The organism is Pseudomonas sp. KCJK9016, from assembly GCF_046231795.1.
GTDB lineage: Bacteria > Pseudomonadota > Gammaproteobacteria > Pseudomonadales > Pseudomonadaceae > Aquipseudomonas > Aquipseudomonas bananamidigenes.
On record NZ_JBJJMM010000031.1, the window covers coordinates 1 to 15,078 of the forward strand.

The 15,078-nt window shown below is 62.3% G+C and carries 10 protein-coding genes; 9 read left to right on the plus strand and 1 reads right to left on the minus strand.

The genetic code is table 11. The features are described 5' to 3' along the window. From ACK6BI_RS23965 to hcnC, 4 genes are all read left to right on the plus strand, one after another. Positions 1 to 854 (plus strand): hypothetical protein (locus tag ACK6BI_RS23965; RefSeq protein ID WP_409319012.1); only part of this gene is annotated, 854 nt, incomplete at its 5' end. Positions 855 to 1,259: 405 nt separating this feature from the next. Continuing rightward, positions 1,260 to 1,574: a cyanide-forming glycine dehydrogenase subunit HcnA gene (hcnA, locus tag ACK6BI_RS23970; protein WP_409319013.1), complete on the plus strand. Its 315-nt coding sequence runs from the start codon at positions 1,260 to 1,262 to the stop codon at positions 1,572 to 1,574. Next, on the plus strand, positions 1,571 to 2,980 hold the full coding sequence (gene hcnB, locus ACK6BI_RS23975) for a cyanide-forming glycine dehydrogenase subunit HcnB (RefSeq protein WP_260520009.1): 1,410 nt from the start codon (positions 1,571 to 1,573) through the stop codon (positions 2,978 to 2,980). Before hcnA ends, hcnB begins: the two co-directional genes overlap by 4 nt. Further along, on the plus strand, positions 2,973 to 4,232 hold the full coding sequence (gene hcnC, locus ACK6BI_RS23980; RefSeq protein WP_409319014.1) for a cyanide-forming glycine dehydrogenase subunit HcnC: 1,260 nt from the start codon (positions 2,973 to 2,975) through the stop codon (positions 4,230 to 4,232). Before hcnB ends, hcnC begins: the two co-directional genes overlap by 8 nt. 45 nt (positions 4,233 to 4,277) lie before the next feature. Here the strand turns inward: hcnC and ACK6BI_RS23985 are convergent, their stop codons facing one another. Then, the gene (locus tag ACK6BI_RS23985; protein ID WP_409319015.1) at positions 4,278 to 6,086 is read right to left on the minus strand and encodes a monovalent cation:proton antiporter-2 (CPA2) family protein; all 1,809 of its coding nucleotides are present in this window, start codon (positions 6,084 to 6,086) and stop codon (positions 4,278 to 4,280) included. Between the two features lie 1,418 nt (positions 6,087 to 7,504). Between ACK6BI_RS23985 and ACK6BI_RS23990 the strand changes: the two genes are divergently transcribed. From ACK6BI_RS23990 to ACK6BI_RS24010, 5 genes are read left to right on the plus strand one after another with little or no spacing between them, the layout of a single operon-like run. Beyond that, on the plus strand, positions 7,505 to 11,173 hold the full coding sequence (locus ACK6BI_RS23990; protein WP_409319016.1) for an indolepyruvate ferredoxin oxidoreductase family protein: 3,669 nt from the start codon (positions 7,505 to 7,507) through the stop codon (positions 11,171 to 11,173). Between the two features lie 56 nt (positions 11,174 to 11,229). Continuing rightward, entirely contained in the window at positions 11,230 to 12,309 is a 1,080-nt protein-coding gene (locus ACK6BI_RS23995) for an AfsA-related hotdog domain-containing protein (protein WP_409319017.1), read from the plus strand. Beyond that, the gene (locus ACK6BI_RS24000) at positions 12,306 to 13,481 is read left to right on the plus strand and encodes an NADH:flavin oxidoreductase (protein WP_409319018.1); all 1,176 of its coding nucleotides are present in this window, start codon (positions 12,306 to 12,308) and stop codon (positions 13,479 to 13,481) included. The genes ACK6BI_RS23995 and ACK6BI_RS24000 overlap by 4 nt, the downstream gene beginning before the upstream one ends. Then, positions 13,478 to 14,251 carry an SDR family NAD(P)-dependent oxidoreductase gene (locus ACK6BI_RS24005; RefSeq protein ID WP_409319019.1) on the plus strand — a complete coding sequence of 258 codons (774 nt, stop codon included), beginning with the start codon at positions 13,478 to 13,480 and terminating at the stop codon, positions 14,249 to 14,251. The genes ACK6BI_RS24000 and ACK6BI_RS24005 overlap by 4 nt, the downstream gene beginning before the upstream one ends. After that, a complete protein-coding gene (locus ACK6BI_RS24010) occupies positions 14,251 to 15,057 on the plus strand; it encodes an SDR family oxidoreductase (RefSeq protein ID WP_409319020.1) in 807 nt (268 codons plus the stop codon). Before ACK6BI_RS24005 ends, ACK6BI_RS24010 begins: the two co-directional genes overlap by 1 nt. The last annotated feature ends 21 nt before the right edge of the window (positions 15,058 to 15,078 follow it).

Below are 15,078 nucleotides of genomic sequence, written 5' to 3' on the forward strand. Positions count from 1 at the left end.
ACAGCGCCGCAGCCGCTGCGGCGCTGTCGATGATTCTGGTGCTGCTCGGTTTCGGGCTGGGTTTCTCCGCTGTTTCACCGTGGGCCGGGGAGGGTATCAGTGCCAAGGGCCTGGGCATTTCAACGATCGTCTGGCTGGCCGCCACGCAGATCATCGCTTCCGGACTCGGCGGCTACATCGCCGGCCGCCTGCGGGTGAAGTGGGCGAACATGCACGGTGACGAAGTGTATTTCCGCGACACGGCCCATGGCTTCCTCGCCTGGTGCGTGGCCACGCTGGTGACTGCAACGCTGGTGGTCGGCTCGGTCAGCAGCCTCGTCAGCGGTGGTGTGCAGGCCGGTGCAAGTGTGGCCGGGGGCGCCGCCAGCGCCATGACCCAGGCCGCCGGCACCGCTGCCGCCAACACCGACAGCGATCAGTACGGCTACTTCGTCGACAGCCTGTTTCGTGATGACCGGCCTGCCGCTGTCAGCGATGACGCCGCTCGCGGCACCGTGACCCGGATCTTCGCCCAGAGCCTGGCCAACGGTCAGCTCAGCCCTGAGGATCGCAGCTACCTGGCGCAACTGGTGGCGCAACGGACCAACCTGACCCAGGCCGATGCCGAGCGTCGCGTCGATGAAATTTACGCCCGTACGCAAAAGGCCCTTGCCGACGCCAAAGTGAAAGCGCAACAAGCCGCCGACACCGCCGCCAAAGTCGCTGCGTGGACCTCGTTGTGGATGTTCATCGCGCTGCTGGCCGGCGCGTTCTTCGCCAGCCTGTCGGCCACCTTCGGCGGTCGCCGCCGGGATGCCGTCGAGTACGTCGAAGTCGAGACCTACACCACGACCACTGTCCCTCCAGTCCGTTAATCAAGGAGCATCACCATGCGCTCATTACTGCTGTTTTTCCTCGGCGTGCCAATCCCGATCATCATTCTGATCGCCCTGTTCGTGCACTGATCCCTCTGAGGCTGCTGCCTCGGCCGCTTTCACCTTCGGGTGCAAGCGGCTTTTTGCTTTCCGTCCGATAGACCGATACAGAACCGTACAGTCATTTCCATGGCCTGGATCAATATTCGTCGGCGCAATATCCCCTACCGTGAAATTTCCCGGCCCTTGCCGCTGGATCGACTACATTGCTTGCGCGCACTTTGCTGCGCGATCAGAGCAGACCTGCCGGCCCGATAGAGAGATAACTTCCACGCGCCGGCGAGGTGTAGTGCAGCAAGGAGCTGTTTCAACCTCACCTGAACCTTTTCACGGATGATCATCGCAATGCACTGCCTAGAAAGAACCTTCGATATCCAGCCTTTGACGCAGGCGGATATGACTGTCCACATCAACGGCCAGCCGGTCACCGCCGCCATCGGCGAAACCGTGCTCAGCGTCATTCAATCTCTCGGTGTGCGCCAGGTCGCACGCAACGATCACAACCAGGTCAGCGGTGCCTATTGCGGCATGGGCGTGTGCCAGTGCTGTCTGGTGAAAATCAACGGCCGGCACAAACGTCGCGCCTGCCAGACCGTCGTGCGCGAAGGCATGCAGGTCGAAACCCGGGTCAACCGCATTCACGGACAGGAGGCACCATGAGCCAGCATCCGGTCATTGTCGGCGGTGGGCCGGCAGCCATGGCGGCGGCCATTGAACTGGCACGCCATGGTGTGCGCAGCACATTGCTTGAAGAGGCGTCGCGCCTTGGCGGCGTGGTTTATCGCGGGCCGCTGCGTGACGGCGTGCAGCTGGATTATCTGGGGCCGCGTTACTCGGAAGCACTGAGCAAACTGCACGGCGACTTTCAAGAGCAAGCCGGGTTGATCGACGTGCGTTTGCATCACCGGGTGGTGGGCGCCGAAGGCACCCGTTCGCTGGTGGTGCTCGATGGCGATGAGCGCCTGCATGAAATCAGTTATCCGCAACTGGTGCTGGCCGCCGGTTGCCACGAGCGCAGTGTGCCGTTTCCAGGCTGGACATTGCCCGGCGTGATCATGCTCGGAGGCCTGCAATTGCAGATCAAAAGCGGGGTGGTCAAACCGCAGGGACCGGTGGTCATTGCCGGCACCGGCCCGCTGCTGCCGCTGGTGGCGACCCAACTGCACGCATCGGGCGTGAGCGTGGTGGGTGTCTACGAGGCCTGCGCATTCGGCAAGATTGCCAAGGAAAGCCTCGCGTTGTTGAACAAGCCGCAACTGTTCCTCGACGGTTTGAGCATGCTGGCTTACCTGAAACTTCACGGCATCCCGATGCATTACGGCTGGGGCGTGGTCGAGGCACACGGCGAAGACGAACTGAAAAGCGTCAGCGTGGCGCCGTACTCGGCGACATGGGAGCCGGACATGAGCCGCGTCGAGCGCTTCGAGGCGAAGACACTGGCGGTGGGCTACGGCTTTATTCCGCGAACCCAGTTGAGCCAGCAAATGGGCCTGGATCACGGCTTCAGCGACGACGGCTATCTGCGCGCCAACGCCAACATCTGGCAGCAGAGCAGCGAACCTCATGTGCATCTGGCCGGCGACATGGGCGGGATTCGCGGCGGTGAAGCAGCGATGCTGGCCGGCAAGATCGCTGCCACCTCGATCTTGCTGCAACGCGGTGTGCTGGAAGAAGAACTGGCGCGAGTCCGTCGCGACCGTTACCTGAGCAAGCTCAAAGCCATCGTGCGTTTCCGTGCGGCGGTGGATCGCTACACCGAACGCGGCGTGGGGCAGATTGCATTGCCGGCGGCCGACACGGTGATCTGTCGCTGTGAGCACGCGACCCGCGCCGACATTGACCGCGCGCTGGAACAGGGCGTGCAGGACATCGCCAGCCTGAAAATGCGCACCCGCGTGAGCATGGGCGACTGTCAGGGGCGGATGTGCGTCGGCTATTGCAGTGACCGCTTGCGTCAGGCCACCGGGCGCAAGGATGTCGGCTGGTTGCGGCCGCGTTTCCCGATCGATCCGATTCCCTTTTCCGCGTTCCAGTCCCTCGGCACGGAGGCCGTTTCCCATGAGTAAGTTCTATGACGTGGTCATCGCCGGCGGCGGTGTGATTGGCGCGTCCATCGCCTATCAGTTGTCCAAGCGCAAACACCTCAAGGTCGCGATGATCGATGCCAAACGTCCGGGCAACGCCACCCGTGCCTCGGCCGGTGGCCTGTGGGCGATCGGCGAGTCCGTCGGCCTGGGCTGCGGGGTGATTTTCTTCCGCATGATGTCGGCCAACCGCAAGCGTCAAACCCAGGGCGCGGCAGTGGCGGTGGACTCCAGCACGCCGCACATTCTGCCGCCGTCGTTCTTCGACTTCGCCTTGCAGTCCAACGCGTTGTACCCGGCGCTGCACCGTGAACTGAAAGACAACCACGGGATGGATTTCAAGTTCGAAAAGACCGGGCTCAAATTCGTCATTTATGACGACGAAGACCGGTTGTACGCCGAACACATCGTCGGCTGCATTCCGCACCTGGCCGATCAGGTGCGCTGGCTCGATCAGGCGGCGTTGCGCGAGTCGGAGCCAAGCGTCAGCCATGAGGCACGCGGCGCGCTGGAGTTCCTCTGCGATCACCAGGTCAGCCCGTTCCGTCTCGCCGACGCCTACGCCGAGGGCGCCCGGCAAAATGGCGTGGACATGTACGTCAACACCAACATCACTGGCGTGCTGCACCACGGCTCGCGAGTGACCGGTGTCCAGACCACCGAGGCCGGGGTGTTCCACTGCAAGACCCTGATCAACGCCGCCGGGGCATGGGCGGCGGACTTGAGTGAGTGGGCCACCGGCGTGCGCATTCCGGTGAAACCGGTGAAAGGCCAGATCCTGCTCACCGAGCGCCTGCCGAAAATCCTCAACGGGTGCCTGACCACCAGCGATTGCTACATGGCGCAAAAGGACAACGGCGAGATCCTGATCGGCAGCACCACCGAGGACAAAGGTTTCGACGTCACCACCACCTGGCCGGAAATCGCCGGGCTGGTGCAGGGCGCGGTGCGTTGCCTGCCGGAGCTGGCGGACATCAACCTCAAGCGCACCTGGGCAGGGCTGCGGCCGGGTTCGCCGGATGAGTTGCCGATTCTCGGGCCGATGGCCGGGGTGGAAGGTTACCTCAACGCCTGCGGACACTTCCGCACCGGGGTGCTGACGTCGGCGATCACCGGGGTGTTGCTGGACAAACTGGTCAACGATGAACCGCTGCCGCTGGACATCACGCCGTTTCTGGCGGACCGGTTTGCGGTGGCGCCCGCGAAGGATGAGCGGGCGCTGGAGATGGCCTGATCAGAACCTTCCCGCGCAGTGCGCGGGAAGGATTGATGGCCGGGCTCAGGACTTGCCCGATTGTTCTTCCAGTTGATCCGACTCGAACAATCTGGCCAGTTCCGCCCGCGCTTCCTGAGCGGTCTGCAGGACTTTGGCGGCGTCGTCGTACACCGCGTGTTGAGCTTCGAGCACCTGTTCGTCGTGGTGCTTGAAGCGCTTGATCCGCGCATCGGCCTGGGCCTGGGTCAGGCCGAGGCCGACCAGGGTGCGACGACTCATTTCCAGACTGGAGTAATAGGTCTCCCGGATGGGATCGGCGCCGACATCCACCAGGCGATGAACGTGCTGTCGGTTACGCGCCCGGGCGATGATTTTCATGTGCGGGTAGAGCTTGCGCACGATCTCGGCGGTCTTGATGTTGGTCTCCGGATCGTCCGTGGCAATCACGAAATATTCCGCTTCGCCGACCTTGGCCGCGCTGAGGATTTCCGGTCGCATCGGGTCGCCGTAGAACACCGGCACGCCGCCAAAGCTGCGCGACAGTTCGATGGTTTCCACCGAGGTGTCCAGCGCCACGAACTTGATGTTCTGAGCCCGCAGGATCCGCGCCACGATCTGGCCCATCCGCCCCATGCCGGCGATCACCACGCGTGGGGTTTCGGTGTCGATCTGGCGGAACTTCTCCGGCACTTCCACCGGCTGCACCTTCGGGCTGACCAGTCGTGCGCAGATCAACAGCAGCAACGGCGTCACCGCCATCGACAGGGTGATGGTCAACACCAGCAAGTCATACAGGCGTGGTTCGAAAAGCCCTTGATCACGACCGATCTTGAACACCACGAAGGCAAATTCACCGCCCGCCGCCAGCACAATGCCGAGGCGAATCGCGCTGACCTTGTTCAACCCGCCGGCCAGACGCCCGACCACAAACAGCAACGGCAGCTTCAAGGCAATCAGCAGCAGCGTCAGGGCCAGCACCGTGACGGGCGCGCTGAGCAGCAGTCCGAGGTTGGCGCCCATGCCGACGCTGATGAAAAACAGTCCCAGCAGCAGACCCTTGAACGGTTCGATCTGCGCTTCCAGTTCATGACGATATTCCGAGTCCGCCAGCAGCAGCCCGGCGAGAAATGCCCCCAGTGCCATCGACACGCCGACCATGTCCATCATCCAGGCGGTGCCGATCACCACCAGCAATGCGGTGGCGGTGGAGACCTCCGGCAGACCGGTTTTCGCGACGATGCGAAACACCGGACGCAACAGATAACGTCCGCCGATCACCACCACGGCGATGCTGCCCAGGACTTGCAAACTGTGGCGCACGTCGTCGGCCGTGCTGGTGTGGTGCTCGACCCCCGCCAGCATCGGTACCAGAGCAATCAACGGGATTGCGGCGATGTCCTGAAACAGCAGAATGGCGAAGGCCAGGCGACCGTGTGGGCTAGTCAGCTCCTTGCGTTCCGCCAGGCTTTGCAGGCCGAACGCGGTAGACGACAGTGCGAGCCCGAGGCCGAGCACTATCGCGCTGTTCAGCGGCTGGCCGAACACCGACAGCGCCAGAACGCCAATCACCGATCCGGTCAGCAACACCTGCGCCAGACCGACGCCGAACACCGATTTGCGCATCACCCACAAGCGTCGCGGCGACAGCTCCAGACCAATGATGAACAGCAACAACACCACGCCCAGCTCCGAGATGTGGCTGACGCTTTGCGGATTGCCGATCAGGCCCAGCACCGACGGGCCGATGATCACGCCGGCAAACAGATAGCCGAGCACCGCGCCCAATTGCAGGCGTTTGGCCAACGGCACGGTGAGTACGGCTGCGAACAGAAAGACGACAGCGGCTTGTAACAGGTTGCCTTCATGGGGCATGACACAACTCCAGAACACGGTACGGCGGGAGGGCAAGGATAAAGGCTCGTTCCATGGCACACCACCTGCCGGTGCCGGGCGATCCGTTTCGGGGGAAGCCTGCTGTTGTCTCCAGACATTCTGGCGATGTTGTTCAAGCTTGCGTTCCACTTCGAACCGCTCGGATATGTTCCGGTCAAGTAAAGTTCTACTTTGGTCTTAGACGATTGCGAAAATTTTTTATAGAGTGACTGCTCGAATTCAGAGAGTTGCGAGAGCGCCTCACCTGAATATGTAACTTGTATGACGGGTGCCATGTTGTGAGGAAGTTGACTCAAGTCACGGTTATCACTCAATAAACTCGCGGGCTGATTCGATAAAGTGTGAGCTTTTTCACGATTCGTAAAGCAGTTCGAGGTGAGTGCGTGGACTAGGTAGTTCATACGGGACATTTTATTTGTGAAACTTTCTTAACAATTATTGACAACGCATTTCTTCCGAAATTACTATTTTTCCCGCCAAAGCAGGTCGTTAATGATCGTTGCAGGGAAGTTGCATATAACGATTATTGAATCTCCTTGGTCGCAAACAAGAAGTCTGCGACGAGGTGGTTGCGACCACGTACCCCGATTGCGCTGAAAGCCTGTCAAGGTGCCGCTGCAAATGTCGGGTCTCATAAGACAGGGTGGGCAGGAAAGCCCGCTTGAAGTTAAGTTTTCATAAGGATTTGAAACCTTGTACTTGTATCTCGAGGGGCAGGTCGTCCTGCGCCCAATATCCATACAGTCCGCTTGCAGCAAGCCCCACAGCGCGGCTGGCGAGCACTTGCGCGGGCAATCGGCAACATTTCCGTTGCCCTTCTTCAAACATTCCAACAGCGCGATGTCTGCCCGGGATTGCCCGGTGCCGGTCGCGTGCACCGTGCCCGTTTTCCGGCAGATGGCCGGGGGCTCGTTGACTTTCGGCTCGCTTGTGCGGCCGGGGTGACAGGCACTTTCGCTATTCAAGGTTCGGTCTTGCTTTTTTAAAACCACGCACTTCGCGGCGGACCGGTACTGCATTTGATTTGAAGCGTACGCAGCCATTTCAGACTTTGCGTTGAGGTTTTTTGACCTCCTTAAACCTACGGCATTAGTCGGGAATTATTGATTTTCATGTCGGGCCAAAAGGTTTTTTACCCGTGAGCCAGATACAGATCGGGCCTGTGGTTTTTGGTGCGGCGGAATAATGACGTCAAGGATCTTCGACAAGTTTGTGAAGTCGACGGATAAGTATTTGAGCGTTTGGAATCGCTCATTTCAGGCCCGGCAAGAGGGGCCTGGTGGCGAAGGTGTAGTTCTCGGATTCTGATGAAAGATCGTTGGAAGTTCTGAATTCGCATTCGCTGTAGTGGATAAGCAAGCACATTTAACGTGAAGTTTTCATAAGGATTTGAAACTGTGTACTCAAATGCCATTGATCCGGAACGCCTGCGGCTTCAGACCGAAAAACACGCACAGGACACGTCCACGGCAACGACCGGGAAGGGGGCCAATACAGCTTCGCAGCCTGCCCGCAAGTCTGACCCTCACCCGATCTACTCTCGCGAATCCACGACATCGAACGGGCGGGTTTTCCTGAGTGGTCAGCAGGCGCTCGTGAGGCTGCTTCTGTCCCAGTCGGCGCTGGATCGAGCCAACGGCCTGCATACCGCCGGGTTTGTCAGCGGCTACCGCGGTTCGCCGTTGGGAGGCGTGGATCGGGAGTTGATGAAAGCCAGGGACGTGCTGGAAAACGCGGACATTCGCTTCCTGCCCGCCATCAACGAAGATCTTGCAGCCACGGCACTGATCGGGACCCAGCGCGTCGAGACCGATCCGAATAAACGCTACGACGGTGTTTTCGGCCTGTGGTACGGCAAGGGTCCGGGCGTCGACCGTTCGGGGGACGCGATCAAGCACGGCAACTTCTACGGATCGTCGCCCACAGGGGGTGTTCTGGTGGTCACCGGCGACGACCATGGTTGCGTATCGTCGTCGATGTCCCATCAGTCCGACCGCACCCTGATGGCCTGGGGATTGCCGGTGATTCACCCCGCGGGTCTCGCCGACTACGAGCGCTGTGGCCTGTGGGGCTGGGCGCTGTCACGGGTGTCCGGGCTGTGGGTCGGTTTCAAGGCCATCACCGAGACGGTCGAGGCCACCACTTCCGTCGAGTCGCTTGCGTTGCCCCGGTTCGTCACCCCCGAGATTGATCCGGGGCCGGACGGCCTGCATTGGCGCTGGCCCGACCTGCCCGGCATGCAGATCGAGCGGCGGGTGCCCTACAAGTTCGACGCTGCCCGCGCATTCGCGGTGGCCAATCCGATCGACGTCGCCGTGACGGCACCGGCGCAACCGAGGCTGGTGATCGGTGCAGTCGGCAAGGCTTATGGCGACGTGCGCCAGGCGTTGCAGCAGGGCGGGGTTTCGCTCGAACAACTGGAAAAAGCCGGCGTGGCGCTGCTGAAGATCAATCTGGTCTACCCGCTGTCACCGGTGCTGGAAGCCTGGGCGAAACGGACCGACCAGGTGCTGATCGTCGAAGAGAAGCAGGCCATCGTCGAAGAGCAGCTCAAGCAAGCGCTTTATAACGCCGAGGCCGGGCAGCGTGCGGTCATCCTCGGCAAACGTGACGAGCGTGGTGCGCCGTTGATTTCGGATCACGAAGAATTGCGACCGTCGCGCCTGGCGCCATTGCTTCAGGCACGACTGCAAGGCCTGGGTATTACGCTGAGCGTGCCCGAGTACTGGTATCTGCCTGTTGCGGCTCGGGCTCACGACTGGGTCCGCCGCACGCCTTATCTGTGTTCGGGGTGCCCGCACAACACCTCCACCCGTGTGCCGGAAGGCAGCGAGGCGCGGCTGGGTATCGGTTGCCACGCGATGGCTGCGCGCATGCCTGAACGCTCCACCAGCGGCAGCGTCCAGATGGGCGGCGAAGGGGTCGACTGGCTGGGGCAGGCGCCTTTCGTCGAAACCCCGCACATTTTCCAGAACATCGGCGACGGTACATTTTTCCATTCCGGTTACCTGGCGATCCGTCAGGCCATTGCGGCCGGCGCGACCATCACCTACAAGTTGCTGCACAACGATGCGGTGGCCATGACCGGCGGGCAGCCCATCGACGGCAAGCTGACGGTGAAGAAAGCCGTTGAACTGATGAAAGCCGAAGGTGCCCATCGGGTCGTGGTGGTGGCGGATGATCCGCAACGTTTCGAAGCGCCCGGCAGCCTGCCGCAGGGCGTCGAGCTGTTCCACCGTGAACGTCTGGAAGAGGTTCAGCTGCAGTTGCGCGAGACCCGTGGTGTCAGCGTCCTGGTGTTCGATCAGGTCTGCGCCATCGAGGGACGTCGTCGCAAGAAGCAGTTGCCGGTGCCTGCCGTGAAAACCGAAGTGGTGATCAACGAAGCGGTGTGTGAAGGCTGTGGGGACTGTCAGGTCAAGTCCAATTGTCTGTCCGTGACGCCGGTGGCGACGCCGTTCGGCACCAAGCGCCGAATCGACCCTCACGGCTGCAACACCGATCTGTCCTGCATCAAGGGCTTCTGCCCGAGCTTCGTCACGGTGACCGGAAAACCTCGCGCACAACGCCGTCGGCAGGCCGACAGCCGCCAGGTGCTGGCGCGTGCCGAGGCGCTCGCACTGCCGTCTTCGCGTTCGCTCGACAGCCCGTATGAAATGCTGCTGGCGGGTATCGGCGGCACCGGTATCGTGACGGTGGCGCGCACGGTCGCTTTGGCTGCCCATCTGGACGGCCGGGCGGTCAGCGTGCTCGATTTCACCGGGTTTGCCCAGAAGGGCGGATCGGTGCTCAGCCATGTGCGGCTGGCCAATGCAGCCGACGCGCTGCACCAGCACCGCATCGATCTGGGCGGTGCCGACCTGTTGCTGGCGGCCGATCTGGTGGTTGCCAGCGAAGACGATGCACTGTCGACGCTGCGCGCAGACAAAACGGTGGTCATTGCCAACACCGCCCAGACCCAGACCGGGGCCATGTTGCGCAACCCCGAATTGCGCATTGAAACCGCAGCGATTCAAGCGTTCCTCAAGCAACGGGTAGGCGCCGAGCATTACCACGCGCTGGATGCGGCGCAACTGGCGAACACCCTTGTCGATCCGATGCAGGCCAACATGCTGTTGCTGGGTTACGCCTGGCAGCGCGGGACCGTGCCGGTATCGCTTGAGGCGCTGAAAGAAGCTATCGACCAGGCCGGCAGCGCCGCGGCCAACCACCTGGCGTTCGCCTGGGGGCGGCTGTGGGCGCAGGAGCCGGCCTTCGTCATGCCCTATCTCGACCCGGCCAGCAATGACGTGTCGCCGGTGTCGATCATCGATTTCAGCGGTCCGCGCGAACGCATCGAACGGCTGGTGGAAACCCGCAGTGAGTTCCTGACCCACTATCAGAATGCCGCTTACGCAGCCCGCTACCGCAATGTGATCGACACGTTGCGGTCGATGCCGGCGGTCGGCGATCACAGCCCGCTCACCGAGGCCGTGGCGCGCAACCTGTTCAAGCTGATGGCCTACAAGGATGAATACGAAGTCGCGCGGCTGCTCACCGACAGTCGCTTTATGGCAACGCTCAAGGCCCGCTTCGAAAGTGGCGTTCGGTTCAAGTTCCACTTTGCGTTGCCCTTGATGCGCAACCGCAAGGGCAGCAACGGCGAGCCGAAGAAAATCGCGGTCTCCGGCTGGGTGTTGCCGTTGTTGAAGGTGCTGGCCAAGGGGCGTGTGTTGCGTCACACCCGCTTCGACCCACTGGGCTGGTCCGCCGAACGGCGTGAGGAGCGGCGTCTGCTGCTCGACTACGAACAGACGCTGCAACGCCTGCTGCCGAACCTGAATGCGGAAAACCTGCCGTTGTTCGTGGAGTGGGCGAATCTGCCGGAATCTATTCGCGGCTACGGCCATGTCAAGGAGCGGTCGATCGCCGCAGCCCGGCAGCGCGAAAAGGACCTGATCGTGCAGATCGTGACGGGCAGCCACAGCCTGACGACGGCACCTGTCGTCGAGACCTGGCAGCCGAACCCGACCCTTGCCCCGCAGGCTCGCAAAGACGCAGCGCATGACGTCGAGCAGGCCTCGTAGCCGACGCCGACTCACCCGCCTTCAAGACAACAACGACCAGAATGAGTGGACCCGACATGACCAACGAAAGCATTTCACCGGATCTCTTGCACAAAGGCTCGGCCGACGACGTACTGATCTGCGCCCCCCGCATTGCGCTGCCGCTGCAAATGGACGAAGCGACTCTGCAGGCCACCGACCAACGCGTGCTGGCGCGCCGGTACAGCGGCGGCAGCGGCTCCCGGCGAACCTTTGAGCTGACGCCCGACGTGCAGAAAAAGAGCCGCATCGGTGGCATCGAAGCCGATGACGAATGGGGCCGGGTGAGGGCGCTGCCCTTTCAGATCGTTACCCCGATTCTGCTTCAGGATTCGACCGCCGAGGCCAGCCCGGAGCAGACCGTGGCGGCAGCGTGTGAGTCGCTTCCGGCCATCCGCCGTGCCAGTTCGTTCCGCTTCATCAACAACGCCGACAACTACTTTTTCTACCGCAAGTCCCACGAGCATGTGCCAGGCACCATGTTCATCGAAGCGGCGCGCCAAGCGGTGTATCACCATCTCTATCACCACACCGATCATGCGCGGGGCGACGTGACCGTCAGCGTCAATGAACTGAATGCAAGCTTCTTCGCCTATGCGGAGCTGATGTACCCGATCGAACTGGTGGTCGACAACATGACCCCGACCGACAGCACATCGCCCAAGAAAATCTTCTTCCGGGTGGCGTTCTATCAGCGACAGACCCTGTTCGCCACCATCGACACCAAGGCCACGGTGATCGACATCCGACGGTTCGAGAAAACCCGGAACATCTTCATTCAGTCCAGCGACTGGTTCGCGCCGATCCACGCCTCGAAGCTGGCGTGCAGCATCAGTGACGGCCAGGGTCGCAAGGCCGAGGTGGAACTGTTGGGCCTGGGCAAGAGCGGTTGCGTGACGACGCGGCCGGACCTTGCGGTTGTCGACTCGGCCACGTTGCACCTCGGCTATGAGGGCAAATTCGAATTCACCGGTGCGATCCGCCGCAGCGGGCAGGGCCGGCACGCATCGTGGGAATTTCCGACGTTGGGATTCGACGACCTGCAAACCTTGAGCGACATGATCAAGCGTGGCTTCGTCTACCTGGATGAAGCGGCCCTGGGGGCGCTGCGGGCATGAGCGGCGACAAGCCGATGCCGGCCACCGGCAAGCTGCATCTGGGCCCGCAGGCCGTGGCGAAAAACCGGATGTACTTTTCGTCGCTGGGCATGGACCTGTGTGACGAACAGGGCTTCCCTGGGCCCGCGTTCTTTGCGGTCTACCGCTCGCTGATGGAGGGCGGCGCCGGTTTCGGCTTTCTGGGCAACGCCAGTGTGGACGCCGACGCACGCTACAACAGTCGCGGCCTGAAACTGACGTCGCCGGCTCACGCCGAGGCGCTGCGTCCGCTGTTCGAGGCCGCCCGGCAGCGAGACTTTCCGCTGGGCGTGCAACTGCAGCACTACGGCCCGCAGTCGATGCCGTCGGAGCAGGGCGTCATCCTCACCCCGAGCGGCATCGCCTCCGCCTCGGTTCTCAAGGCCTATCCGCAGGCGCGGGCGGTGGCGATGTCGCACGCGCAGATCCTGCGCTGCGTCGATCAGTTCTCCAGCGCCGCCCGGCTCGCGGAAGCGGCCGGCGCTGCGCTGATCCAGATCCAGGCATCGAACGGTTATCTGGTCAGCAGCTTCCTGTCCCCGCGCACCAACCACCGCGAGGATGAATGGGGGGGCAGTCCGCTCAAACGGGCGCGATTGCTGCTGTCCATCATCGAAGGTATCCGCCAGGCCACCGGCGACCGGGTGCCGGTCACGGTGCGCCTGGGCATCGACGACGGGCTGGGCGAGGCGGGGCAGCGTGCAAGTCTGCTGGGTGAAGTCATGGTCGCGCTGGAGGCCGCCGGGGTCGCGGCCATCACCTGTTCCACGGGCGTCAGCGAAACCTTCCCGTTCTTTTTCAGCAACAAGGAACAGGCGCTGGCCCTGTCCCGTGCCGGCTGCCGCTACCTCAAGGGTTTCGTACGGATCCCGGTGGGCTTCACCGGTTCGGTCAGCGATGTGGCGCAAGCCAATGAAATCATCGGTTGCGGCGACGCCGATTTCGTCGGTTTCGGCCGGGCGATGCTGGCCGACAACCATTTCATCGCCAAGGAACTCGCGGGCCGGGCCGAGCGGGTCAACCGTTGCCGGGGCGATGCGTTCTGTTTCCGTGACAAGAAGGATCCCATGGCCGAGCGGGTGTACTGCTGCGTCAACCCTGACTACCGCCGGCCGGACAAACTGCAACAGCACTATGAGGAAAGCCTGAAATGAACTTCACCGGAAAAATCGCCCTGGTCGTCGGGGGCACGCGCGGCATCGGTTTCAACGTCAGCCAGAAGCTGATCGAAGCCGGCTGCATCTGCTACATCACCGGTCGCAACGAAGACGACGGTCTGACCGCGCAAAGCCGACTTGGCGAACGCTGCACGTTCATCAAGAGCGACGTCACGGACGAAGCGTCGGTGGCCGAGCTGTTCAGGACCATCGAAGCGCGTCACGGGCGACTCGACCTGGCGGTAAACAATGCCGGCGTCACTTCGAAACACGCACCGATCCGTGACATGGATTTCGCCGACTGGAAACGCGTACTGGAGATCAACCTGCTGGGGCCGCTGCTGTTGCTCAAGCACCAGACGAACCTGATCTCGAAACACCCGGGCGGCTCGATCGTCAACGTGTCCTCTTGCGCCGGCCTGCTGGGCGTTGCCCGCCAGAGCGCCTATTCCACCAGCAAGGCCGCGCTGAACATGCTGACCCAGGTATGCGCCATCGAATGCGCAGAAGCGGCTTTGCCGGAGCGCCATCCGATTCGCGTCAACGCGGTGTGCCCGGGTCCGACCATGGGCGGCATGAACTCGCAGGAGCGTCTGGACGCCAACCCGGAGTCCACCAGGCACAAGCTGTCGGTCACGGTGATGAAACGGTTCGCCGACCCGAGTGAAATCTCGGCGGCGATCCTGTGGCTGCTCAGCGACGCCTCGTCGTTCGTCACCGGCACCGTGATGCCGGTGGACGGCGGCTTCGCGGCCGGGAAATTCTGATGGGCAGCACAGAACGCAACTTGCCTCCTGCGTCGGGCAAACGGGTATTGATCACCGGCGTGAGCAGCGGCATCGGCGAAGCGCTGGCCGAACTGCATCTGCGGCATGGCTACACCGTGTTCGGCACGTCCAGACGGGAACCTTACCGCTTCATGACGCATCCGAACTTCCGGTTCCGGCCATTCGATCTGTCGAAAACGGCAGACATCGGCGAGCTGTTCAAAGGACCGTTGGCCGAGATTACGAGCCGGGGCGTCGATGCGCTGTTTCTCAATGCCGGGGTAAGCGGCAACGTGCCGGCCCGGGGCGAGGAGTTCTCGCTGGAGGAGGTGCAGCATGTACTCAACGTCAACGTGCTGGCGAACAAAGCCATTCTGGATCTGATCCTGACCTCGCCCCATCGTCCGGCCACCTGCGTGTTGTCGGCCTCGATGGCCGGCGTGCGGTTTCGGGCAGGCACGCTGACCTACAGCCTGTCGAAGGCGGCGCTGGCGGCACTGGGCGGTGTTTATGCCGAAGAGAACCCGGACATCTTCTTTGCCGTGCTGGGCCTGTGCAATGTCGACACCGGGCTGTCGCGGCAAGTGAGCTTCAGCCAGAGGACCGCTGACTTTCCGGATCTGCAGGCCCTGCAACAGCGGGCCCTGGCTCCCGGTTACATGATCTCTGCTGCCCAGCGTGCCGAAGACATCCGCGAGGTGATCGGCTCACCCGCCGACTACGGGGTGAAAAGCGGCGTGTTCGTGGACATGAGAACCGTGCTGACCCGTCAGCCGAAGACGAGCGACGCGCTGCCCCAAACCTGACGAACCCCTGGACGCACCCCC

What these genes read in the sequence shown, in the direction of transcription:
- hcnA (WP_409319013.1), top strand. Translation starts at nt 1,260, where the DNA reads ATGCACTGCCTAGAAAGAACCTTCGATATCCAGCCTTTGACGCAGGCG.
- hcnB (WP_260520009.1), top strand. Translation starts at nt 1,571, where the DNA reads ATGAGCCAGCATCCGGTCATTGTCGGCGGTGGGCCGGCAGCCATGGCG.
- hcnC (WP_409319014.1), top strand. Translation starts at nt 2,973, where the DNA reads ATGAGTAAGTTCTATGACGTGGTCATCGCCGGCGGCGGTGTGATTGGC.
- ACK6BI_RS23985 (WP_409319015.1), bottom strand. Translation starts at nt 6,086, where the DNA reads ATGCCCCATGAAGGCAACCTGTTACAAGCCGCTGTCGTCTTTCTGTTC.
- ACK6BI_RS23995 (WP_409319017.1), top strand. Translation starts at nt 11,230, where the DNA reads ATGACCAACGAAAGCATTTCACCGGATCTCTTGCACAAAGGCTCGGCC.
- ACK6BI_RS24000 (WP_409319018.1), top strand. Translation starts at nt 12,306, where the DNA reads ATGAGCGGCGACAAGCCGATGCCGGCCACCGGCAAGCTGCATCTGGGC.
- ACK6BI_RS24005 (WP_409319019.1), top strand. Translation starts at nt 13,478, where the DNA reads ATGAACTTCACCGGAAAAATCGCCCTGGTCGTCGGGGGCACGCGCGGC.
- ACK6BI_RS24010 (WP_409319020.1), top strand. Translation starts at nt 14,251, where the DNA reads ATGGGCAGCACAGAACGCAACTTGCCTCCTGCGTCGGGCAAACGGGTA.